The organism is Ignavibacteriales bacterium, assembly GCA_026390575.1.
Classification (GTDB): Bacteria; Bacteroidota; Ignavibacteria; order UBA10030; family UBA10030; genus Fen-1298.
This window is the reverse complement of the sequence record JAPLFR010000016.1, coordinates 304,315-328,910: the sequence shown is the minus strand read 5'-3', so window position 1 is coordinate 328,910 and position 24,596 is coordinate 304,315. Positions and strand designations below refer to the sequence as shown.

The following is a 24,596-nucleotide window of genomic DNA, read 5'->3' as shown; positions in this document are numbered from 1 at the left end:
TGACAAAGGGACTGTAACCGAATATATTTACAACCAGTTGCACACCAAAAAAATCTAAAATGACATACTCCTTTAATACTGTTTATATGATATGGTGTGCAATGACCATTCGATTGTTTTGTTATCACCTGTAATTTGAAAATTGAAATCGGACACGTCAAGCCGTCTGAGGGCGTACTTGTCGTTATATTATTTTTGATTATTAACACTTCGCTGCACTTTATTTAGGTAAGGAGATACAGATGCGAAATTTGCAACCCACCAATGTTTCAGTCGATTCTCACAACAATGAACATTCAGCTGCGAAACGTGGACTGCGTTTCGAGCGGTACTTTACGCGTCGAGGTGTTCATCCGTTTGATGAAGTTGAATGGGAACTGCGCACTGCAATCATCTCGAACGATCGAGGCGAAAAAATCTTTGAACAGAAAGATGTTGAAATCCCAAAATCATGGTCGATGACCGCAACAAATGTTGTTGTCTCGAAATACTTTTATGGCCAATTAGGAACTGCAGAACGCGAAACGAGCATACGCCAGCTTGTTGATCGTGTTGCCAAATCATATTACACATGGGGATTAAAAGACGGCTATTTCGCATCAGAAGAAGATGCGGAAATATTTTATCATGAGCTGCTCTTCCTTCTCGTCAATCAGTATATGTCTTTCAACAGCCCGGTATGGTTTAACGTGGGCGTGGAAAAAATGCCGCAATGTTCGGCGTGCTTTATTAATTCGGTGAAAGATTCAATGTCCTCTATACTGGAGCTTGCAAAAACAGAGGGCATGCTCTTTAAATACGGTTCGGGCACAGGTTCTAACCTTTCAACCCTTCGTTCTTCAAAAGAACGTATCACCGGCGGCGGTACTGCATCCGGCCCTGTCTCGTTTATGAAAGGGTACGATGCGTTTGCAGGTGTAATCAAATCTGGAGGGAAGACACGCCGCGCTGCAAAAATGGTCATCTTAAATGTTGACCATCCGGATATTGCCAGTTTCATCAATTGTAAAGCGGAAGAGGAGAAAAAAGCATGGGCGCTCATCGACGCGGGTTATGATGGCGGCTTCAATGTTCCCGGCGGTGCGTATGATTCTGTGTTCTACCAGAATGCCAATCACTCCATTCGCGTAAGCGACGAGTTTATGAAAGCCGTGCTGGAAGATAAAGAATTTTGGACCAAGGCTGTCAAAGGTGGAATGCCGGTAGAACGATTTCACGCGCGCGATCTGATGAAACAAATTGCCGATGCGGCATGGATCTGCGGCGACCCGGGTATTCAATTTGATTCGACCATCAACAACTGGCATACGTGTTCCGGTACTGCACCGATTCATTCATCGAATCCCTGCAGCGAGTACATGTTCCTCGATGACAGTGCGTGCAACCTCGCATCGCTGAACTTGATGAAGTTCCGGAGAACGAATGGCGATCTCGACGTGGACGCATTTAAAAAAGCTATTCAGGTTACGATTACTGCAATGGAAATGTCTGTTGATAATTCGAGTTACCCGACACCGGCAATCACACAAAACAGCCATGACTATCGCCCGCTTGGACTCGGGTATGCGAACCTCGGCGCCCTGCTGATGTCGCGCGGCGTTGCATATGATAGTATTGAGGGCAGAACGCTTGCCGCAGCAATCACATCGCTGATGTGCGGCGAAGCATATAAACAATCGGCCAGAATTGCTGAAGCACAAGGTCCGTTCAGCGGATTTGCAGTGAATAGAGATCCGATGTTGAACGTGATGTCGAAACATGGCATTCACGCGGAACGCATCGATAAGAATGCGGTAGAACCCAGTCTTTGGGAGGCGCAATGTAATGTATGGAAGGATGTTGTTGAGCTTGGACGAACGCACGGCATCCGCAACTCGCAAACGACCGTTCTTGCTCCGACAGGGACCATCGGTTTCATGATGGATTGTGATACCACGGGAATTGAACCGGATATCGCGCTTGTGAAGTACAAGAAAATGAGCGGCGGCGGTTTGATGAAGATCATCAACCAAACGGTGCCGGAGGCACTTACGAAACTGGGCTACGACGACGAACAGATCGAACATATTATTTCCTATATCGATAAGAACGATACCATAGAAGGTGCACCGCACCTGAAAGAAGAACATCTTCCTGTATTTGACTGCGCATTCAAACCGGCAAACGGGAAACGCTCTATTCCTTATATGGGGCATATCAAGATGATGTCGGCAGCACAGCCATTCCTCTCTGGTGCGATCTCTAAGACAGTGAACATGCCGACCGACGTAACAGCGGAAGATATTATGCAGTCCTACATCGAAGCATGGAAGCTCGGCCTTAAATCGATTGCCGTCTATCGGGATGGATGCAAGCGGACACAGCCGCTGAGCACATCGCTCGATAAGAAAAAGGATAAACAGCAGGCTGCAGCAAAACCTGCACGGCGGCACTTGCCGGATGAGCGCCAATCTATCACGCACAAGTTCAGTATTGCCGGACACGAAGGATACATCACTGTCGGTATGTTTGAAGACGGGTCACCCGGTGAACTGTTCATAACGATGTCCAAAGAGGGCTCAACGATTTCAGGATTGATGGATTCGTTGGCAACATCGGTTTCGATAGCCCTGCAGTACGGCGTACCGCTGAAGGTGCTGGTGGATAAGTTCAGTCACGCGCGCTATGAACCGTCCGGATTCACAAACAATCCGGATATCCCGATAGCAAAATCGGTGAGCGATTATATTTTCCGATGGCTTGGCAAGAAGTTCCTTATAGAAGATCGCGGTGAGGCGCCCATGAGCGGTGTGCAGATCAGTGCAGAAACCGCGAAAAAGCCAGCTGCAATTCTCAACGCCGCGGCGACAAAAGCCGCATCAGTGCTGGAAAAGAATGAAAAATTTGTGTTTGAGACACAATCCGATGCGCCCCCGTGCCACGAGTGCGGCAGTATTATGATCCGCAGCGGCTCGTGTTACAAATGTCTTGAGTGTGGATCAACAAGCGGATGCTCATAAGATGTGATAACCTTGCGAAGGATTTGAAACCTTCGCAAGGTTTACCAAATATACTCACAACAATAGGATGAGGCTATGAATTGTTGGGGAATAAAATAAAGTTGGATAATAACGAACGCCGGTGGTGGTAACATCACCGGCGTTTTGTGTTTTAGTATTGTATTGATGATAGAAAAGCGCCAAAGAAAATCGATTCGTCTCAAAGAGTTTGATTATTCTCAACCAGGAGAATATTTTGTAACGATTTGTACAAAGAATCATAACTGCATATTTGGTTCAATCGTAAGCGGTAAGATGGATTTGAATGATAGAGGGAAAATAGTCGATAGATGTTGGAAGGGAATTCTGGAACATTTTTCAAATGTCGAATTGGATGAATATGTTGTTATGCCGAATCATATACATGGAATATTAATATTGAATGAATCAGTAGTAGGGACACGGCATGCCGTGTCCCTACCAGAACGATTTGGGAGACCTGTTTCAGATTCCGTTTCAACAATTGTGAGATCATTCAAATCTGCAGTTACAAAAAGAATCAATGAAATGCATTTAACAGGGGATGCCCAGTTCTGGCAGCCAAGATATTACGACCGCATCATCCGCAGCGAAAATGAATTGCAAAACATCCGTGATTACATTGCTAATAATGTTGTTACATGGGCGTTTGACAAAGAAAACCCAGAAGATGTACCGTTATTTTTACAAAGCGAGAAATGATAACGCCGGTGGTGGAAACATCATCGGCGTTTGTGTCTCAACTGAAATCGTTCTACCGTTTCTGTACAGAGGTAAGGCATAGAGACGTAGTGCATTCGTATTCAAACTATATTTTTATTTCAAGGCCATGCAATATTCAATTCAAAAACAAATAATTATCAGACTCAGCGCACTCATGACGTTGACGAGTTTCTTGTCAAATCTCATCATCCATATTGTAAGGGCATCACATTTCAATTTAAGTCATTTTCCTGCCTTCTTACTGGGAATTGCTCCTAATTTCTTGGCATCAATTGGGTTACCTTTTTTGCTAGTGTCGCTCGTAGATACATTCCCTGAAAAAAGAATGGTGATGAATGTGCCTTTATTGAGAAAAAAGTTGATTCTCTATTGTTTCATCGTTTGTATCGGATTATCGCTTTGGGAAATAGTGTAATATCTTTTTTGGCAGTATCTGATTGACGCACTGGACATACTTGCATCGTTTGTCGCATCTCTAGTGGCTTATTTTATCGGATGGCATTATATTAAAGCAAATCAAGAAAGGCATGTCGAGTAAAAAACTTTTACACAACAAAAATAAAAAAATAAATTTTGAGTGTATACTTCTATGCCATTTACTCTTGCCCATCCGTTAGCTGTCTTCCCCTTTCGAAAAACACGATTGGATATGACGTGTCTTGTCATTGGCAGTATGGCTCCGGATTTTGATTATCTGTTTCGGACGCAAATCGGTACTTTGATTAGTCATTCACCGAATGGTATTATACGTTATTGCATTCCCGTCACCCTCGGTGCCGCATGTGTATGGCATTTCATCATCAAGTCAAGCCTTGCATCTGCTTTGCCTCGATCGTTGGCGCTTAAATATTCAGATTGGTTGACAAATAGTTGGGAATATAAATCCCTCTTTCGTCTCTTCATAATTCTCTTTTCGGCTTTTGTTGGAATCATAACGCACCTTGTCTGGGATAGTTTTACACATAGCTCCGGTTATTTTGTCCAAAATATTTCCTTTCTCACTGAGAGAACATTTATCTATCAGATTCCCATATTCAAGCTCCTGCAATATGGCTGCGGTATATTAGGCGCGGTTACGGTTCTCTTTGTCGTCATTCTCCATATCTCCGAAAAGCCTCTACTTGTTGTTCCCCGTCACCCAAAAAGCTTCTGGATAACTGCATTATTTGTTCTCGTTGTATTTTGTATTGCCCGCTCTTTTACACTGCCCCATGTTTCCTTTGTGCGATTACTGAGGTACACGATTGTTAACTTTTTATCCGGTTCTGCTGTTTCAATCACTGTTGCCTCGGTGGTAGTGAGGATCTATGATAGATTTCGAACGTCTTCGAAAACGTACACGAAATAACAATAAAAATAATATAAAAATAATAAGGGTGACAACATGAAGAAAGTATTATTATTCCACGTACCTTTGCTTTTATCGTTACTGATTAATGTTCACTATGATGTTCTACCGCAAACGAATTTCGTTTGGGGGCGACAATTCGGCTCGGAGAAGGAAGAAGCAGGTTTAAATGCGGTAGCCGATCAAGTAGGAAATGTCTATGTTGCGGGAAGCACGCAAGGAAATTTATCCGGCAGCAATTATGGGAAAGCAGATGGGTTTCTTACAAAACTTGACAGTACAGGAGCTATTCTCTGGACAAAGCAATTTGGGACGAAAGAAGATGATAATATTAATTGGCTTACAATAGATAATCTGGGAAATATTTATTTGACCGGAGCGACAGGCGGCGTAGTAACACAATCGTATGGATCAACAGATATCTGGGTCGTTACATTTGATAGTTCTGGCAACCTAAAATGGCAGCAGCAATATGGATCCGATAGTGTTGATGTCGGGAATGGAATCTACGTGGATGAAAAAAGGGATATCTATATCTCAGGAGTGACAAAAGGATGTATTGGTAAAACGTCTTTCGGCAAGACCGATGGTGTTCTCTTGAAATTGGACACAGCCGGAAACAAAATATTTGCCGTTCAATTTGGGACACCAGAAAATGATGATTGTTTAGGAGTAAGCGGAGATGCTACGTCGGTTATTTATGTTTGCGGCAACACTTCCGGCGACCTCGCGTGCAAGAATAAAGGAAAGTGGGATGCTTTCGTAGGATTATTTTCTACTCATGGTGAGCAAATACGATTTATTCAATTTGGCACGGACAATTATGATAATGCATCACATACTGTAGTGGATAAGAAAGGGAACCTTTATATAGGAGGTTCAACCGGCGGAGATTTTGCGGGTAAAAACCAGGGAGAGGGTGATTGTCTTCTTATAAAAATGAATAAGAATGGTGAAATAGTCTGGTCACACCAATTTGGTACAGAAAAGTGGGACGGAATTCTCGGTATCGATATGAATGAAAAAATATCGGATAATATTGTCGTCAGCGGTTGTCAGCATTGGCCCGATTGCCAGTCGTTTGTCCGAATGTTCACAAAAGATGGCGACTTGTTATGGACCAGAAATAGTGTCGCGGCAGGAAAATTCGGTGGTACATGCGGCAAAGGTGTCTGTTTCGATAGAAAAGGAAATGTCTATCATACGGGATTGACGGGAGGAAATCTTTTTAATTCTGTCGCTGGGGAACACGATATTTTTGTCGTGAAATATGAGATGGAAAAGAAATCGATCCAACCTTAATTGCGCTTCACTTCAAATGAAGTTGAAAGGAGAATCCACAATTCTTTCGCTGAGTTCGAAGGATAGAGCTGCGTATACTCATGTTTGAAACAACAACGCTGCTTACGTACATAACAGCAAGTATTATTATCATTCTTGCTCCAGGTCCGGCACAGGCTCTTGTTATTGCAAGAACCATTGGTGAAGGAAGGAAAGCAGGTATCATTACAGCCATCGGACTTAATACAGCTGTATTCGTTCATGCTATCGGAGCTGCCATAGGATTATCAGCTATCCTGTCAACATCGACAATGGCTTTTAACGCTGTTAAATATATAGGAGCTGTCTATTTGATATATCTTGGAATCAACGCGTTTAAGACACACCAAGATTTAAATATAGTATCAGAATTATCCAATAAAGAACCTACCGGACATTTTACGAAAGCTTTTATCACCGGCGTTCTCAATCCGAAAGTTGCTCTCTTCTTTCTAGCATTTGTACCTCAGTTCGTCGATCCTCGTCGCGGATGGGTCATTATGCAATTTATATTATTAGGAGGGATTCTCGCGGTGCTGGATATCGTTTACGAATCGCTTTTGGCTGTCCTTGTTGCGAAGACGAGCGATTGGTTTGCAGGGAACAGCAGTATCCACAAATGGCGACAAAGAGTGACAGGTGCAGTACTGATGGGATTAGGAGTACGGCTATTTTTTATGCAGCAAATATGATCATCCGCATCTGACCGCTTCATTTCACTTGAGTAACAACGAGAATATGCGTGTCGTAATAAGGATATACTGATTACAGAAATAAAAGGAATGTTGTTATGGAAAACACATCGGGACAGGGAGAAACGGCAGATGTCCCACGAGAAATTATCCGATGGAATTGGGGTGCCTTTTTCCTGAACTGGGTTTGGGGAATTCGTAACAAGACCTATATTGCTTTTTTTTGCATCGTACCGATTGTCGGATTTATCATGATGATAGTTTTGGGAATGAGGGGAAATGAATGGTCGTGGCAGAATAAACGGTGGGAGAGCGTGGAACAATTCCAACTGGAACAAAAGATCTGGTCGAAATGGGGAATAAGATTTGCCTCTTTAATACTTTTTCTTGGAATATTGGAGTTCATTCTAAATCCGTTTTTGGAGTTGCTGAAATCACTGCAACTTACGTAAATATTGAGCTATTTCTCAATCAATGTAAATCTTTGGAACGCAAGAAAGTATGCCGGAAAAAAAAGCAATCGATCTCGGAAGTGTTCAGAAGACACTCCTGCTTCCTCTGTGGGGGCGTGCGGTCGAAACCCGCAAACAAAAGCCATTATTGGTAGATACAGCTGCTGTCCAAATAATTGAAAAGATAAACTACGACTTTTCAACGATAACAAATAACATGAGTGAGATCACGCGCCTCGCTTGGATAGTCCGTTGTTTGCATGTTGATCGAACAATAAAGCAATTCCTTTTAAGACACCCCAGAGCGACTATTGTCAATATTGGCTGCGGTTTAGATACGACCCTCAGTAGGATAGATAATGGGAATCTCCGGTGGTACAATTTGGATTTGCCGGACGTGATCGAACTTCGCAGGAGTCTTATTCCGGAACCCAGGAGAAGTGAATGTATCGCTGCTTCTTTTTTGGATGAAAGCTGGCTTCATCATGTGAAGGTCGATGATGCAATTTTGTTTATAGCTGTCGGTGTATTCTACTATTTTAATGAAGCTGAAATGAAGAAGTTCTTCGTCCGGCTTGCTGATAAGTTTCCATTAGGTGAATTAATATTTGATGAGGCTTCACCCTTAGGTGTAATGGTTGCCAACAAAAAGGTCATTGAAGCCGGCGGTATGGATAAGACTGCTTTTTTAAAATGGGGAATTGAAACAGCAAAACACATTCAAACCTGGGATAAAAGAATTACACTTATTGATGAATATCCCATGTTCAAAGGGATGAAGAAGAGGTTATCACTTAGAAATAAGTACGGAACTTTTCTTTCCGATCGTTTAAAAATTATGTCGATGGTCCATTTGAAGTTCTCAAACTAATTCATGACCGCAGACTCCAACGGTGTACTGTTTTGTCGATGATGCGTTTATCATCAGGATCTTCTTCTGAATAGGAGTAAAACACAAACGGCGCCTTCTTGACGCCGTTTGTAGTGTTCGTGGATATGTATTGTGCGCGGTAATTTTTATTTCATCAATATCATCTTATTGGTTTGTGAGAATGATTTCCCATCCCGCACTGTCACATTGAGGCGATAGAAATAAATACCACTCGTAAATTTAGAGCCATCAAATGTTGCCGTAAACTGTCCAGCAGGCTTCTCCTCGTTTACCAATATTGCCAAAGTTCTTCCCATAACATCATAAATTTCCAGGCGGACCATACTCTCAGTTGGCAGCTGATACGTAATTGCCGTCGATGGATTGAACGGATTCGGATAGTTCTGTGAAAGTGCAAACCCGGCAGGTTTTTCAGAGACCGACTCCTGGACGCCTGTTTCAGAACCGAAACTAAGGTCATCAATATTATAAGTGGTGCCAAGATGATATGCCCCTGAAGAAATGTTTATAATTTCAATCATAGCTGCATCCGGTACCTCTGATGAAAAATACGTCATGGGCACATTGAATTGAGTGTAGCTTGATACACTCACTCCAGTAAAGAACTGCGCACCTGCGATTGGATTCGTACCTTTATATAAAATGGCATGGAAATAAAGTGTATCTCCTCCTACAGAAGTAAATTTATACCAACCCTTGAAAGAACTATAGCGAGCGCTGATCGAGAAATCAGCTGAGACTTCGGCAGGGTAATTATTTGTTAGATACTGAATTGTCGCTCCTTGCATAGACGATGTTCCGGAATGAGCGTCATTCGACTGGGTAATAGGTATAAAAAGTGGTGCAACATTATCTGTAACCCAACCGGTTGGTGTACCGTCTGTCCACGTTTCAAATCCAGCGTTTGGAATTTGCGCGTTCGAAACCGAAAGCGTTGCCAAACATAAGGAAATGAGAAAAAATAATTTTAACCATTTTCTCATATTGGCTCCTTCTGTTTAAGATGAAAGATCAATTGTGGAAATACTATGTTGAATAGTAAGGAACGCATTATCGAAATGCAATACTATCAGAAATATCCTATTCATAATTCAGAATTATCTGATTCTTACTATTGATTGTAAATGTGTATGAAAAACCGCCAAAAAATGGATAGTAACCGTTATTCTGAGGAGCGGAAAGGCGAAGGATCTCGTATTTTTGGAAGTATCTATTAATTGAAATATTAATTCCAGCGAGTCAATGACAAAATAAAAAATGCGATTGAGCTGAAAAGATATTTTTTAAAGAAATAGCGAGGTTAGTATACCTATTGTTTTTCCATCATCTCTATGAATTGGGCGAAGAGATAATCGCTGTCGTGTGGGCCGGGGGAAGCTTCCGGGTGATATTGAACGGAGAAGATCGGCAGCGAACGATGGCGGAATCCCTCGTTCGTATGATCGTTCCAATTCTCGTGAGTGATCCTGATAGATTTCTCATCGAGTGAATCCGGATCAACGGCAAAGCCATGGTTCTGCGAAGTAATTTCAATCGATCCGGTTTTCAGATTCTTTACGGGATGATTGCCTCCACGGTGTCCAAATTTCAGCTTAAATGTTTTTCCACCTAATGCCAATGCGAGTAATTGATGTCCGAGGCAAATTCCGAAGATCGGCTTCATTCCAATAAGTCTTTTGAGGTTTTCAATTGCGTACGTTACCGCCGCTGGATCACCAGGACCGTTTGAAAGAAAAATCCCGTCTGGTTTCATTTTTAGCACATCTTCTGCCGAAGTGTGCGCAGGTACTACTGTAAGATTGCATCCGTAAGAAGTCAGCCGGCGCAGGATATTTTGCTTCACGCCATAATCGTACACAACAACATTCCATTTCTTTCCAGGAATAGCCTTGGATAAAGGGAGCGCGAACTGTGTCCTATCAATTTCATCCCATGTGTACGATTCGAGTGTAGTAACGCAGCTGGCAAGATCGAGTCCTGCCATTTGCGGTGATTTTTTCACTTTGACAAGCAAACTTTTATCATCTAAATCTTGCGTAGAAATAATTCCGCGCATTGCACCGACGGAGCGGATCATCTTCGTCAGCATCCTCGTATCTATACCTTGTATGCCGACGATATTATGCTTTATGAGCCAACTGCCGAGACTTTCTGTAGAGCGGAAGTTGCTTGGAAATTCACTATATTCCTTCACTACAAATCCTGCTACTTGCGGTTTGACCGATTCGAGATCTTCCGTATTCACACCGTAATTGCCGATGAGTGGATATGTCATTGTCACGATTTGTCCTGCGTACGATGGATCGGTAAGGATTTCTTGATATCCAGTAAGACTGGTGTTGAAAACCACTTCACCGGTCGTTTCACCGTTTGCGCTGAATGATTCGCCCGTGAAGATAGTGCCGTTTTCGAGAACAAGTTTTGCTTTCATAACTGTTATGAAGATAAGAAGAAATGCGAGGCGATGCAATTTCCCGCAAATTTTAGCTGTTGCAAGATTTCGTTCGCTGCACCAGAAGCACTCACCATCATCGAGTGCTTACCTTGACAAAGGAGTGTTTAATGGTTAATTTTGTATTGGAGACACAGGTGCAGGATGACAGAAGTACCGAACAAAAACCAAAAGTTGACCGAACGTGAACAGAGTATTTTACATCACGTGGTATACAATTATATTCAGACGGCTGTTCCAGTCGGCTCGCGGTATATTTCCAAACATTTAGAGAAAAATCTCAGCGCAGCTTCTATCCGCAATGTCATGGCGGATTTGGAAGAAACCGGATTTTTATCTCATCCGCACACCTCGGCAGGCAGAATACCGACCGATCTCGGGTACAGGTTTTACATTGATTATCTGATGGAGATGCAGCAGTTAGGTGACGATGAAAAACTGCGCATTCAACAGCAATTGAACCAGACGAATGATGCAGAAGAAATGCTGAGGGAATCCTCAAAATTGCTTGGGAAGATTTCACATCAACTCAGTATAGTAACATCACCGCATTTCAGCAGCGGTATATTTGAAAAAATTGAATTGATTCCCATAACCAGTTCAAAACTGCTCGTGGTGATTTCTATTCGCACCGGTATTGTGCGAACAATTATGCTGGAAGTCGGCGCTGAAGTCCCGCGCGATCATCTCGATCAGGTTGGCCGTCTCATCAACGAGCGGTTGTTCGGATTGACGCTCCGAGAAATCCGCGATTCGTTTATTGACCGGCTTCGGGATGTGCAGAATGAAAAAACCGGATTGATCCGGCTCTTTGTTGAATCGGTCGACCAGTTGTTTACCGATTCCAAAGACCGTGATAAAGTAATTATCGGCGGAACGAAAAACATAGTAGACCAGCCGGAATTTATCGATCCAAAGAACTTTCGTTCTGTCATTGAATTGATTGAAAACGAAGACATCATCGTTCACCTGCTGGAACGCCATGATGAATCGCAGAGAAATTATGTAGTAACCATCGGCGCAGAAAATAAGGACGAAACAACCAAAGAATACAGCTTTGTTACAGCGACGTATGATGTTGGCGGAGTGACGGGTCGTGTAGGCATCATCGGCCCAACGCGTATGAACTACGGCAAAGTCATTCCGCTTGTCGACTACGTGGCGCAGGCGATTGCAAAGATGTTAAGTTCATAAGAAACAATAACCGCAGGAATTGCCATGCGGATAAATTCATTAGATAAGAAATGGAAAAAGCGATTTGGAAAAGAAGATACATGGAACTGAAAAAGAACAAAAACCGGAAACACCACCACAAGCTGAATTAACAAAAGATGCGGCATCGAATGTTCAGATAGAAGAACTGCAGAAGCAGGTAGATCAATACAAAGATATGCTGTTGCGAAAGGCCGCTGAGTTTGACAACTACAAACGGCGTATCGAAAATGAAACGGCAAACATTGTCAGGTTTGCAACGGAATCTCTGATTGATGATTTGCTTCCGGTGCTGGATGACTTTGAGCGTTCGCTCAAGCACAGCAAAGAAATCAAAGAGTCTGATGCCTTAGTAAAAGGTGTCGAATTGATTTATCTGAAATTAGTGAAAGTGCTGGAGGGGCGAGGTGTGAAGGCGTTCGAGACGGTGGGAAAAGAATTCAGCGTCGAATATCACGATGCGCTGATGCAAATCCCGAGAAAAGACCTGCCGCCGCATACAGTGATCGAAGAAATTGAAAAAGGATATATGCTGAACGATAAAGTTATTCGCCACGCAAAAGTGGTTGTGTCTTCCGTTCCGCCAGAAGAGCAGAATGAAGCACCACAATCGGAATCATCCACCAGCATTTCGAGGGACTAAGCAGGTATGGCGAAAAGAGATTTTTATGAAGTCCTGGGTGTTGGCCGAAATGCTTCACAAGATGAAATCAAAAAAGCATATCGCCAAATGGCAATGAAGTTTCATCCAGACCGCAACGCTGGAAATAAAGAGTCGGAAGAAAAATTTAAGGAAGCTGCAGAGGCATACGAAGTACTTGGTGATCCGGAGAAGAAACAACGGTATGACCAGTATGGACATGAGGGATTGCGCGGCACCAACTACCGAGACTTTAACGACATCAACGATATTTTTAGTACCTTTGGCGATATTTTTACCGGTGGTTTTGGCGGCTCGATTTTCGATGAAGTATTCGGCGGTGGTCAGAGGCCGCGGAGGCGCTCTTCTGCACAGCATGGACAGCCGGGTTCTGACTTGCGTGTACGGCTTTCGTTGACACTTGAAGAAATTGCCGGCAGTGTCGAGAAGAAACTCAAAGTGAAGCGGCAAAAAAAATGCGATATTTGCAACGGCAGCGGCGCAAAAACATCCAACGGAAAAACAACGTGTCCGCAATGCGGTGGCAGCGGCGAATTACGGCAGGTGTCGCGCTCGATGTTCGGTCAGTTTGTGAATATTACCACATGTCCGAATTGCGAAGGTGAAGGACGCATTGTGAAGGATCCATGCCTCACCTGTTCTGGCGAAGGACGGGTGCAAGGCGAATCGACTATCAAAGTTACCGTACCTGCAGGCGTATCGGAAGGAAATTATATTACGCTTCCCGGCCAAGGCAATGCCGGACGGCGGGGCGGCCCTGCAGGCGATTTAATTGTTGTTATTGAAGAAGAACCGCATGAAAGCTTCAAGCGTAATGGCGATGATATTGTGTATGATTTGTGGATCAGTTATCCAACCGCAGTAATGGGCGGCGACGTGGAGATTCCAACGCTGACGGGGAAAGCGAAACTTGCGATTGATTCTGGAACACCAGCAGGCAGGTTATTGCGGATGCGCGAACGCGGCATTCCGCATCTCAACAATTACGGCCGTGGAGATGAATTAGTGCGCGTGAACGTATGGGTACCGGCAAAAATTAACGGTAAAGAGAAAGAATTGTTGCGTGCTCTTTCTTTATGTGAACACGTCAACCCGAGCGAGGAAGAACGCCGTAACAGCGATCGAACTTTTTTCGATAAAGTAAAAGATGTCTTTTCTTGATCGGACATGCTAAAGCGCATCGCAGACTGGATTGCATTGACGAATACAGAACGGAAAGTGATTCTGTTCCTCGTTGTGACACTGCTTGCGGGCGCAGGCATTCGATTGTATCAAGCAACGTTTCCATCTGCGCCGCAATTTGATTACCGTGCATCCGACAGTACGTTCGCTGCACTGAATGCGGTACCGGAGGAAGGTTCCATTGGAGCGATCAACGAAGAAATTGAACATGTGTCAGGCAAACTTAATATCAACGCAGCGACAAAGCAGCAGCTTTTAGATTTGCCCGGCATTGGTGAAGTAACAGCAAAGCGCATTCTCACCTATCGCGCAGAAAGAGGTAAGTTTTCCACTGTTGATGAATTACGCGCTATAAAAGGAATGAGTAAGAAAAAAATAGAAAACCTTAAATCGTTGATTACAACTCAATAGCACTCACTCATCGAGAGATTCTTCACATGAAATCAACCAGTTATATCGGCGTTTCGTTCCTTAAAGGAAAAATTCAATTAGCCGTCGTGGAACACAAGAGGAAGAAACGAACTGTTACGGTATTAACAGAACGGGATACTGCAATAGATTTTGCACAGGAAGGGGCGAATCTCTCGGCTACACATCCGCATTTGGGAACATTTGTGTCGGAGCTGAAGAGTATTATCAAACAACAGAAGGTAACCGCAGAAATTATTTCGTTTGCACTCCCGCCTGATCCGATGTTCATCAATATTATTCCTGTTGATCCTGCATTGAAGGGAAAAGATTTATCTCAATATCTTCAATGGGAAATGAATCAATATTTTCCAGATGCATCGCCGAAAGATTTTATCATCGGTGCAGACGGGCTGCCGCTCGAGAACAAAACAGCGCAGCAAACATTTATGGTGGCGGTACGGCGTGGCGTAGCGGCATTCTTACAAAAGGCCGTGGCGGGATTGAAGTTGAATCTGAATATCATAGACATTGATCAGTTTAGCACGGAGAAAACACTCATCACGAATTATCCAGAGATTCTTGATCATGAAATTGTACTCTTCGGGCTTCGCAAAAACGGCGTCGATGCAAGTCTCATTCACAAAGGTGCGATGACGGACTACAGGGCATTTCTTTATTACGGTGATTCCGACCCGACAAAACCGATCATGGAATATCTGAAATACCTGAAACAGAAAGACATTGACACGCCGGCGGCAATTCTTCTGCACGGTATCGACATTACCCAGGATTTTGTTGTGTCACTCCGTTCAACAACTGGCATTAAACAGACGCTTGCGATGAATTCGTTCCGAAAAATCCGTGCTGCGGATAAATTATCTAAACCATTTATGAAGGAAAGCTACCGGTTCGCTGCGGCAATCGGTTTGGCGCTGCGCGCGAAATGAGAATTATTGCAGGCGAATTCCGCGGCCGTTCAATTGAGTCTGTGCCTGATTTGTCCGTCCGCCCGACGACTGACCGCGCGAAACAGACTATCTTTGACATTCTATCGAACCGAATCGAGTTTGACGGTTTGGATGTGTTGGATTTATTTGCAGGTAGCGGCAGTCTTGGATTGGAAGCGTTGAGCCGCGGCGTCAAGAGTGTCACCTTTATAGACAAAGCCCGCAAATCGTTGGAAGTGTTGGAAAAAAATGTTGCTTCGCTCGGATGCGATTCGCAATGTTCTGTGTACCAGGCGGATGTTTTTTGGTATCTGAAGAATATTACTCATGTGTACGATCTTGTCTTTACCGATCCGCCGTATAAATTGGACAACATCGGTGTACTGCCGAACGCAATTTATGATTCTGGTATTTTGCGCAACGGCACGTATGTGGTGATGGAACACAGCCGCGAATCCGTGATTGAATTGGACGAGCAGAAATACGAAATTCTCAGAAAAGGGTTCGGTCAAACGACAGTACTCATTTTAAAAGCCATTGTCCCACCAGCATCGCCAAGGACGTGAAATGAAAATAGCCATCTATCCCGGAACATTCGATCCTGTCACGAATGGTCACCTTGATATTCTTGAACGCGCATTGAAACTGTTCGATAAAGTCATTATCACGATTGCGCGGAATACAGAAAAAAACCCGCTTTTTACGGAAGAAGAACGAATCACACTTCTCCGGCAGGTGACGAAGCGTTATAAAAATGTCGAAGTGGATTCCTTTGAAGGATTGCTTGTAGAATATGTTCAGAAGCAGAATGCCATTTCGGTCGTTCGCGGCTTGCGCGCAATGACGGATTTCGAGTACGAGCTGCAAATGGCGCTGATGAATCGGAAATTAGACGAGAAGATGGAAACCGTGTTTCTGATGCCGAATGAAAAGTACACCTACCTGAGTTCGAATTTTGTCCGGGAAATTGCCCGCCTGGGCGGCGACGTAAGCAAGTTTGTCCCGCCAGTAGTACTGAAAGCTCTCCGGCAAAAAAGCAGGCGATAAAGTCTATCTCATCTTATCACACATCTGTTTGATTGCTCAATCGATATTTTTAATAGTTGTTTTAAATGGAAATTAGCGCGAGTTGAATAAAAAAATAATGGGGAAAATATGAAAAGTTGTTTATTCTATATCGGTATCTTAATTCTATTCTGCGAAGAGATGAAAGCGCAATATTCATGGGAGACAGTGACTCTTCCCACGGGTGGAATTGTGTATTCGATCTTATGTGTCGATAATAATTCTGTATTGTGTTGTAATAATCTAGGGGTTTTTCTTTCTACCAATCAAGGTCTTGATTGGAGTGGCTCATTGACATCAGCTTCGATACGATTAAGGTGTGATACTTTAGGTAATATCTTTGCTGGGGGAGGTGGCTTAAAAAGAATAAATGCGAAGAATGTGAACAATTCAAATGCCTGGACTAATATATCTCTGGGGCAATCTAATGGTTTAGGCTTTGCTGATTTTTTAGTTACACCTTCAGGGAATATTTATGTCGCCACAGGGTCTAATGGCATATATTTTTCAAGTAATAATGGCAGCTCGTGGGTTCGTAGAGATACTGGCTTATCTGGAAAGAACGTTAGCCAGTTGTACAGACTTCCGAATAATTATTTAATTGCGGCAACAAATAAAGGCGTCTATCTTTCAAAGGATAGTGGCAATACTTGGTTACTTAGTGGATTGGATACAGCCCTAGTAAATACAGTTGCGTTTAGTAAAAGAGGTAATCTTTACGCAGGAGGGAGTTCATTAGCAGATAATATGTATAGCTCATATATGTATAAATCAGTTGACACAGGCAAAACCTGGAACAGGATTTCAGGTGATATAACAACGATATTTTCTATTGTTGTGGACGATAGTGAGTATATTTATGTTGGCACAGATATTGGATTGTTTAGATCAATTGATAGTGGAAGCACGTGGGAGCAGAATTCTCACGGTTTAGATCAAGATAGAATATTGGAATTAATTTTTGGGCCAGGCAATAAAATGTATGCTGGAACGAAAAATGGAATATTTTTATCTCCTGATCGTGGTCAAAATTGGTTTTCTATAAACGCAGGACTATCAAATGTAGTAGTATATAATATAGTACCATATAAAGATACTACACTGTTTGCGGGAACTTCCGATGGAGTGTTCCAATCGACAGATCGCGGATACCATTGGATTAAAAAAAGTAATCAATCTACCGCACAAATTGCGGTGGGCCTTCAAGGTGAAATTTATCCTTATAATTCAGCATTTATGCGACAGACATTTGATGGAGGATTTTGGAATTATTACTTCAATACGAGTATTTATTCTGCTCAAGTTAGAGATTTTGATATTGATACTGCCTCTGGGAAATACTATGCCACAACCTCCAATAAAGGGATTATGGTTTCATCTGATTTTGGTTCTACATGGAATTCTCTTGACCAATCCTTAGATACGATGCGATTTTGGCTAAGCATTTTTCCTGCCAAGAATGTTATATATTCTGCCAGCGTAAATTGGTCTTCTAATGGATATTTTTTTAATGGCGATATATATCGAATCTCTTTCAATGGACTAACTAAAATAGAAAAAATTGCCAGTTTAGGGGAGTATATTAATACAATGATTTCGGTTGATGATCATACTTTCTATGCAGCTTGTGATACAGGTGGTGTTTATTTTTCACAAGATACTGGAAAGACGTGGAGCAATTTAGGCCTTGGAGGAGCCTATTCACTTTATTTTGATGGAAGTAATATCATTGCAGGAACTTCCCGCGGATGTTATACATTACCCGTTAATGGGAATTCTTTACATAAACAAAGCACAAGTTGGAATCTAATGTTTAGTGGTGCAGTCCGTGGCATCATTGCATTAAAAGATCGATCACTTTATGCTGGTGGTACATCGGGGAGAATATTTAAAGGTACATTAATTCCAACAAATATTTCTTCTGAAAGAGATTTGATGCCACAATCATATTCGCTTTTGCAAAATTATCCCAATCCTTTTAATCCATCTACAACTATTTCCTTCAATCTTCCATGTAAATCGTTTGTATCACTTAAAATATTTGACCTAATAGGAAGAGAGGTGGCAACAGTTGTATCGGAAGAGTTATCTGCTGGCAGATACGCGAAGCAATGGATTGCGACTGGAATGCCAAGCGGTGTGTATTTCTATCGCTTGCAGACAGGCTCGTTCACTGAAACAAAAAAACTTGTTTTGCTGAGGTAGGGTAATTGCAAATACTTTCTAACTGAACCCAAATTGCTCATCGGCTCAAAGGCTCAATAGCTTTCTACAAAATCGGCAACCGAACGATAAACGTACTGCTTTTGTCTTCTCTGCTTTTCACTTCAATTGTACCATTGTGTTCTTCAGTACCCGTAGAGTCCGATCATCAGATCGGACAATATGAGGGCAATAGAAAACGTCCAGTCGGTGACTGGACTCTACAGAACCGGCAACCGAACGATAAACGTACTGCTTTTGCCTTCTCTGCTTTTCACTTCAATTGCACCGTTGTGTTCTTCAGTACTGGTAGAGTCCTTGCCTGCCGCAGGCGGGCGATCATCAGATCGGACAATATGAAGATAATAATGCATAGAATGTCCAATCACTGACTGGATTCTACCTCAGTATCACTCGAAAATCTCTGATTATTCACTCAATTAGCACAATAGGAATAATCCTAACTAAAACTCCGCAATTTTCGGATTCCTTTTTAAGCAGAATTATGGCTTTTTGTATTGCGCGGAAAATAATGTGAAACGTTTTTTTGTATTAAACAGTTAAGAGTTAGCACATGCAAGAAGGAAAGCAATGGGTCACGAGGGAAAATTGAATTGACTATGCCGGATAAAAATAGGATGGTCGCAAAGGATCATCTTCTTGCTTCCGATAAGTATCTTAAGAATAACCTCTTTGACAAGGCTCGTGAAGAAATACAAAATGCTAGTCAGGTTGATCCTACTAATCCGTACATCTCCGCTTTTGAAGAACGCTTAAGGCTTTTTCAAGAGACATATACAAAACGACATGCCAATATAGAAGCACAAACCACCGAGCAAGATCGCAACGTAATAGATACAAAGGTCATAAATCGGCCTAAACCCGTATTGTTAGTGAACCCGTCACCGACTTCTCTTATCGAACCCCCTCAAGTTTCATCGAAGGAAGAACTGCTCACATCAACGATTATGGAGATGCGTCAGCAGATTGCTGAACTAAACCGTACACTCAATATTGAACGAGTTGCTCGCGAGGAAATAGTGACCCAGCAGCTTGAAGCATCGGTGCGCCAATTGAGGGCAGCGCTTGAGAAGGCGTGGCAATTCGGAGCGCCCAAAAACAACGAATCCGATGAGCTTCAAAGATTAGTGCGAGTTCTTAATATACCTCCCGAAGTAGAAACGTCGGTAATGCGCGAAGTCAAGCTGATGATGTACAGCAAAGCAGTAAAAGAAGTAATCGCCAAACGAAAATTATTGCGAAGTTCATCATCTACGCTTGAGTGGCTGCGGAAAATATATCAAGTATCAATAAATGAATACTTGGAATACGAATCTCATTTCTTAACAGAATTGGTGACAAGTCAATTTCGAGGCACAATGCTGTTTGTATCACCAAATGAAAAGCTACGAGGAGAGTTCGTTCCGCGATTTAAGGAAACCGGATTTGCAGTTGCTTCAGCTTCAAGTGCCGAAGAGGCGCTCGAAAAAGTTGAGAAACTTAATCCAGCAATTATTCTCTGTGATACAATGTCTGAGATAGGTGGATTGAGCGGTTTTAAGTTTCTGCATTTTTGGCGGACCCGGTCAAAAAATCAAACAGTGCCATTCATTTTATTGTGCGAACCTTCTGAGGAAAACCAAATTAGTGCTTCTGAATTAAAAAGTGCCGAAGGTTATATTTCCAAATCCTGTGAATTCGATGAGATCAACACATTGGTCAATGAAAAATTACAGCATATTCGTGAATATATCGGATCGCTTGTATGATCCTTCATAAAGAAAAAATATTTTATTACTCAACGCTCACATGGAGGTTTAGTCAATGAGCAAAGTAGTTCTATTAGTGGATGATGACGAAGATAATCGTGAATTAGTGAAGTTTGTTATCTCCCGAAGTCGTCTCGATATCGAGCTCGTGATTGCGGTGAACGGTCAGGAATCAATTGATCTTATCAAAATAAAACGCCCTGATTTAATCTTGATGGATATGCAAATGCCTGTTATGGATGGTTATGCGGCAGTGTCAGTCATCAAGGGGGATCCAATGTTCCACACAATTCCTATAATTGCATTTACCGCTCAAGCCCGTCCGGAAGATATTGCACGAACGCGTTCGATTGGTTGTGTAGAACAATATACAAAACCAATGGATCCAGAGGAATTGCTGAACACTATTCAAAGATACATAGGTTCCTAATGAACCGAAGTATACAGGATGTCAATATGAATACTATTGTGTTGTCAGAAAGAGGTGTTTGAATGAAAGCTTCAATTCTTGTTGTTGACGATCAGGAAGCGATTGCACGGTCCAGTCAATACAAACTAAAATCACAGGGATATGATGTCGATACAGCGGCGAATGGTGAAGAGGCATTGACTCGTATCGAACAAAAAAATTATGATATCGTGCTTCTCGATATCAATATGCCGCTCATGAATGGAATACAAGTGCTGGAATTTATTACATCAAAACATCCCTATACGGACGTTGTAATGATGACTGCCCTTGACGATTATTCTATGGCTACAGAGTGTATAGAAAAGGGAGCGAAGGACTATTTATTAAAACCCATTGACCTCACAGAGTTGGTATCACGAATTAAGTCATTGCTCCGCGTGCGTGATTCTGAACATCGATTCTTAGCTCTCAGAAATTTATGGCAATCCACCATATTGTTTGACGTATTAGGATCACTTCGAAGTATTCAATTTATAATGAACCATACACTAGGATCTATGAAATCTGTGTTATCGGAAAAAGACAGGGCACTGCTCTCCCATGCACTCGAACTGAACGATCAAATTGCTCATACCTTGAGAGAAAGCACAAAAGTCAATGATTTTGCAGTATGCAACCGCTCTCATAAATGCGCAGATTGTGCACTCAAAGATAAAGAAAACGTAAAAGAATACGATCGTACAGACGGATTTTTTCTTCTCCGTCAAACAGAGACGGATCTTGGTCTGTTAGTAAAACGGATAGCCGATCGTTATGAATCATGTATTCTGGAAAAGAAAATTGTGTTTAAGCTATTGAACGATTCGCAACTCCCTCATGTACAATGTGATGCTGAACGTGTTGAGCAAGTTGTGAACAGTATTTTTGAGATCGGCATAAATACTTCAAAACAAAATGATCTCCTTAGTGTAACCCTCGCGAAATCTCAGATCGGTTTACTTGGAGAGCCATCTGAATGTGCGATTTGCACGATCGAGTACTCAAATCGTTCGATAACTCCTGAAGAGCTTTTGGTAGGTATGACCGAAAAAGAAACCGAATGGAAAAACATCAATAACACCTTAACGGCAAGCACTTTAAATCTTACAATCTCTCGGAGAATCATAGAAGCTCAAGGAGGTTCGTTCCAGGTGAGTGCAAGTGAAAATAATCGCATCCAAATAAAAATAACGCTGCCTCTGGCGTAAGCAACGGTACCTAGCAGAATGCAAATGCACATCGGTTCAAAGGTTATATAACGGCAACCGTACGGTAAACGTATTATCCTTGTCTCCTCTACTTATTTCTTCGATTGTACCGTTGTGTTTTTCAGTACGCGTAGAGTCCCTGCCTGCGGCAGGCAGGCGATCATCAAATCGGACAACATGAAGGCAATAAAAAATGTCCAGTCAGTGACTGGACTCTACAGAATCGGCAGCCGCACAATAAACGCGTTGCTTTTGCTTTCTCTGGTTTTCAATTCTATTGAGCTATGGTGCGCTTCGGTATCCGTAGAGTCCGATCATCAGATCGGACAACATGAAGGCAATAGAAAATGTCCAGTCGGTGACTGGACTCTACAAAATCGGAAACCGCACGGTAAATGTACTCCCCTTGCCTTCTCTGCTTTTCAATTCGATTGAGCCATTATGTGCTTCAGTAATCCATTTGGCAATGGAAAGACCGAGCCCGCTTCCGCCTGCATCTTCCGTGGTATCCTCACTTCTGTCCACACGATAGAATCGTTCAAAAATTTTGGTTTGATCTTTGCGTGGAATGCCAATGCCGTTATCCTTTACAGACAACACGGCGTCGCCTTCTTTTTTCGCCAGTGTCAATGTAACCTGTCCGCGCGGCGGCGTGTACTTTAAGGCGTTGTCGATAAGATTGAGGAAGAGCTGCTTCAAGCGTACAGCATCACCATTGATTTGGATTGGCTGTGTGTGTTCTAATTGCACTTTTATTTTCTTTGATTCTGCAAGTACTTTCGTCTCTTCAAAAAGTTGTTCGATGAACTCGTCGAGAGCTATTGGCTGCATATTGAATACCAATCTGCCTGTATCAGATTTCACAAGAATCATCAGACTTTCTACAATAGAAGAAAGCCGGATAAGTTCATCGTTGATGCTTTTGAGCAATTCGCGTGAATCTTTCGATAATCGTTGGTTGCGAAGAGCTACTTCTATTTCGCCGCGCATAATCGTGAGCGGCGTGCGTAATTCATGCGACGCGTCGGCAGAAAATTGCTGGATTTGTGTGAACGATGCCTGGAGCCGGCTGATCATATCATTGAATTGTTCTGTCAACCTGCCAAGCTCGTCATTGACGCGGTGGGTTGGAAGTCGGCGGCTAAGATTTTGCGCAGTAATTTCTTTGGCGGTCCTCGTCAATTCATCAACGGGTTTGAGCGATTTATGCGCCAGAAACCATCCGCCAATGATAGAGATCAATAACGCTAACGGTGTAATGAAGAGAAAGTTGTAGAAAACATTATCTGTGATTTCATATATAGGCTCCAGCGGGTAGGCGACAAAAATTTTCACATAGTCGTTTTGAGTTAATGCAAGGCGAATTCCTTGGTCATCCGGACCCTTTGTGCTGACGACATTGATCCATTGATATGGGATTTCGCTGTAGCTGATTGTGTGGCCGCGCAAACTTTGCGACCTGTAAAGCAAATCACCATTACGGTCAAGAATCTGAATATAATGCCGGCGCGGACTGAGAAGCGTGTGTTGGTAAATTTGACTCCACATCTCATCTATTTCCGTCCGTTTGCCGGCGCTTGTATCAATTACTTCCGGCTGTTCTTCCTGCTGTGCGGCTGTGCGCTTGAGTTCCCGCAGTTCTTGGAGTGCGGCACGTTTTAGTTTTACTTTTTTTGCTTTTGGTTCGATAAACGCATTCACCCACGTTACTTCATTCTTCAGCGACCCATCGAGATTGTCTAAGAGTGTTGACCGCGATACGACATAAGCGATTGCACCTGAACCTATGAGTGTTACGCACAGGATTGCAGCATACCACAACGAAAGCTTGGTACGAATGGAGTGAAGAATTGTCATGCGAACTTGCCCGACACCGTTCCTTTGGCGGGCTTGAATATAATCTTCTTGTCCGAAAGGTAGTACCCTTTGCCGCGTTCTGTCTGCATGAGTTTTATTGTGGAATCAGCATCTATTTTATTTCGGAGGTGATTCACATAGACATCAACAACGTTTGTTCCCGGGTCAAAATTATATCCCCAGATTTCCTTTGCCAGTTCTTGCCGTGAAATCAATTTACCGCGATTGCGCATAAAATATTCTATCAAAGCGTATTCACGGGCAGTGAGTTCGATCTGTTTACCGGCGCGGCTGGCTTTATGTGCGATTGTGTCCAATGTCAAATCGATATATTTGAGTTTTGTCTTCACTGTTCCGCGACGCATGAGAGATCGGATGCGTGCCAGCAATTCAGTGAAGGCGAACGGTTTTGTCAGGTAATCGTCGGCGCCATGGTCTAATCCGCCAACGATGTCTTCCGTCGTGCTTCGCGCAGTCAGCATGAGTATCGGAATCCGGATTTCATCTTTGCGGAGGTCGCGCAATATCTCAAAACCGTCCTTTTTTGGCAAGAGGACATCAAGCAGGATGAGATCGTATGCTTCTGTGCGGGCTAACTTCTCGCCGGATTTTCCATCAGCGGCAGTTTCAACTTCATATCCTTCAGCTTCCAAACCCTTTTTGAGAAAACGGGCGACTTTTAGTTCGTCTTCAATTACGAGGATGCGCATAACGATCCTGTTCTTGGTGAGGTTG

The 24,596-nt window shown here is 42.8% G+C and carries 23 protein-coding genes; 18 read left to right on the top strand and 5 right to left on the bottom strand.

All coding sequences use genetic code 11. From position 1 onward, the window contains the following. Positions 1–242 precede the first annotated feature (242 nt). From NTX44_14320 to NTX44_14290, 7 genes are all read left to right on the top strand, one after another. On the top strand, positions 243–2,999 hold the full coding sequence (locus tag NTX44_14320) for a vitamin B12-dependent ribonucleotide reductase (protein MCX6122783.1): 2,757 nt from the start codon (positions 243–245) through the stop codon (positions 2,997–2,999). Positions 3,000–3,164: 165 nt separating this feature from the next. Further along, complete coding sequence (locus NTX44_14315) at positions 3,165–3,719, top strand: transposase (protein MCX6122782.1); 555 nt, start codon at positions 3,165–3,167, stop codon at positions 3,717–3,719. A 610-nt stretch (positions 3,720–4,329) separates the two neighbouring features. Further along, positions 4,330–5,088, top strand: a complete 759-nt coding sequence (locus NTX44_14310; GenBank protein ID MCX6122781.1) for a DUF4184 family protein — start codon at positions 4,330–4,332, stop codon at positions 5,086–5,088. A gap of 36 nt (positions 5,089–5,124) precedes the next feature. Continuing rightward, a complete protein-coding gene (locus NTX44_14305) occupies positions 5,125–6,390 on the top strand; it encodes an SBBP repeat-containing protein (GenBank protein ID MCX6122780.1) in 1,266 nt (421 codons plus the stop codon). Positions 6,391–6,470: 80 nt separating this feature from the next. Beyond that, entirely contained in the window at positions 6,471–7,100 is a 630-nt protein-coding gene (locus NTX44_14300) for a LysE family translocator (GenBank protein MCX6122779.1), read from the top strand. A 98-nt stretch (positions 7,101–7,198) separates the two neighbouring features. Further along, the gene (locus NTX44_14295) at positions 7,199–7,552 is read left to right on the top strand and encodes a hypothetical protein (GenBank protein ID MCX6122778.1); all 354 of its coding nucleotides are present in this window, start codon (positions 7,199–7,201) and stop codon (positions 7,550–7,552) included. Positions 7,553–7,601: 49 nt separating this feature from the next. After that, on the top strand, positions 7,602–8,423 hold the full coding sequence (locus tag NTX44_14290; GenBank protein MCX6122777.1) for a class I SAM-dependent methyltransferase: 822 nt from the start codon (positions 7,602–7,604) through the stop codon (positions 8,421–8,423). Between the two features lie 146 nt (positions 8,424–8,569). On the opposite strand, the gene NTX44_14285 is transcribed toward NTX44_14290, so the two are convergent. After that, positions 8,570–9,427 carry a T9SS type A sorting domain-containing protein gene (locus NTX44_14285; GenBank protein MCX6122776.1) on the bottom strand — a complete coding sequence of 286 codons (858 nt, stop codon included), beginning with the start codon at positions 9,425–9,427 and terminating at the stop codon, positions 8,570–8,572. A gap of 326 nt (positions 9,428–9,753) precedes the next feature. Continuing rightward, positions 9,754–10,875 (bottom strand): glutamine-hydrolyzing carbamoyl-phosphate synthase small subunit, encoded by a 1,122-nt coding sequence (gene carA / locus NTX44_14280; GenBank protein MCX6122775.1) that lies wholly within the window; start codon positions 10,873–10,875, stop codon positions 9,754–9,756. A 165-nt stretch (positions 10,876–11,040) separates the two neighbouring features. Here carA and hrcA point away from each other — a divergent pair, with 165 nt between their 5' ends. The 8 genes from hrcA (at position 11,041) to NTX44_14240 (ending at position 18,579) form a co-directional block, all read left to right on the top strand. Next, positions 11,041–12,090, top strand: a complete 1,050-nt coding sequence (gene hrcA / locus NTX44_14275; GenBank protein ID MCX6122774.1) for a heat-inducible transcriptional repressor HrcA — start codon at positions 11,041–11,043, stop codon at positions 12,088–12,090. Positions 12,091–12,154: 64 nt separating this feature from the next. Next, complete coding sequence (gene grpE / locus NTX44_14270; protein ID MCX6122773.1) at positions 12,155–12,751, top strand: nucleotide exchange factor GrpE; 597 nt, start codon at positions 12,155–12,157, stop codon at positions 12,749–12,751. A gap of 6 nt (positions 12,752–12,757) precedes the next feature. Continuing rightward, entirely contained in the window at positions 12,758–13,930 is a 1,173-nt protein-coding gene (gene dnaJ, locus NTX44_14265; protein MCX6122772.1) for a molecular chaperone DnaJ, read from the top strand. 6 nt (positions 13,931–13,936) lie between these two features. Continuing rightward, positions 13,937–14,362 carry a helix-hairpin-helix domain-containing protein gene (locus tag NTX44_14260; GenBank protein ID MCX6122771.1) on the top strand — a complete coding sequence of 142 codons (426 nt, stop codon included), beginning with the start codon at positions 13,937–13,939 and terminating at the stop codon, positions 14,360–14,362. 26 nt (positions 14,363–14,388) lie between these two features. Next, positions 14,389–15,309 (top strand): hypothetical protein, encoded by a 921-nt coding sequence (locus NTX44_14255; GenBank protein ID MCX6122770.1) that lies wholly within the window; start codon positions 14,389–14,391, stop codon positions 15,307–15,309. Continuing rightward, entirely contained in the window at positions 15,306–15,875 is a 570-nt protein-coding gene (gene rsmD, locus NTX44_14250; GenBank protein ID MCX6122769.1) for a 16S rRNA (guanine(966)-N(2))-methyltransferase RsmD, read from the top strand. Before NTX44_14255 ends, rsmD begins: the two co-directional genes overlap by 4 nt. 1 nt (position 15,876) lies before the next feature. Next, positions 15,877–16,356: a pantetheine-phosphate adenylyltransferase gene (coaD, locus tag NTX44_14245; protein MCX6122768.1), complete on the top strand. Its 480-nt coding sequence runs from the start codon at positions 15,877–15,879 to the stop codon at positions 16,354–16,356. Between the two features lie 108 nt (positions 16,357–16,464). Beyond that, entirely contained in the window at positions 16,465–18,579 is a 2,115-nt protein-coding gene (locus tag NTX44_14240) for a T9SS type A sorting domain-containing protein (protein ID MCX6122767.1), read from the top strand. 218 nt (positions 18,580–18,797) lie between these two features. Here NTX44_14240 and NTX44_14235 read toward each other — a convergent pair whose 3' ends face one another. After that, positions 18,798–18,950: a hypothetical protein gene (locus tag NTX44_14235; GenBank protein ID MCX6122766.1), complete on the bottom strand. Its 153-nt coding sequence runs from the start codon at positions 18,948–18,950 to the stop codon at positions 18,798–18,800. Between the two features lie 246 nt (positions 18,951–19,196). Here NTX44_14235 and NTX44_14230 point away from each other — a divergent pair, with 246 nt between their 5' ends. The 3 genes from NTX44_14230 (at position 19,197) to NTX44_14220 (ending at position 22,004) form a co-directional block, all read left to right on the top strand. After that, a complete protein-coding gene (locus NTX44_14230; protein ID MCX6122765.1) occupies positions 19,197–20,345 on the top strand; it encodes a response regulator in 1,149 nt (382 codons plus the stop codon). 55 nt (positions 20,346–20,400) lie between these two features. Next, on the top strand, positions 20,401–20,775 hold the full coding sequence (locus NTX44_14225) for a response regulator (protein ID MCX6122764.1): 375 nt from the start codon (positions 20,401–20,403) through the stop codon (positions 20,773–20,775). Between the two features lie 62 nt (positions 20,776–20,837). Continuing rightward, the gene (locus tag NTX44_14220; protein MCX6122763.1) at positions 20,838–22,004 is read left to right on the top strand and encodes a response regulator; all 1,167 of its coding nucleotides are present in this window, start codon (positions 20,838–20,840) and stop codon (positions 22,002–22,004) included. 369 nt (positions 22,005–22,373) lie between these two features. On the opposite strand, the gene NTX44_14215 is transcribed toward NTX44_14220, so the two are convergent. After that, the gene (locus NTX44_14215; GenBank protein ID MCX6122762.1) at positions 22,374–23,861 is read right to left on the bottom strand and encodes an ATP-binding protein; all 1,488 of its coding nucleotides are present in this window, start codon (positions 23,859–23,861) and stop codon (positions 22,374–22,376) included. After that, the gene (locus NTX44_14210; protein ID MCX6122761.1) at positions 23,858–24,571 is read right to left on the bottom strand and encodes a response regulator transcription factor; all 714 of its coding nucleotides are present in this window, start codon (positions 24,569–24,571) and stop codon (positions 23,858–23,860) included. Before NTX44_14210 ends, NTX44_14215 begins: the two co-directional genes overlap by 4 nt. Between the last annotated feature and the right edge of the window lie 25 nt (positions 24,572–24,596).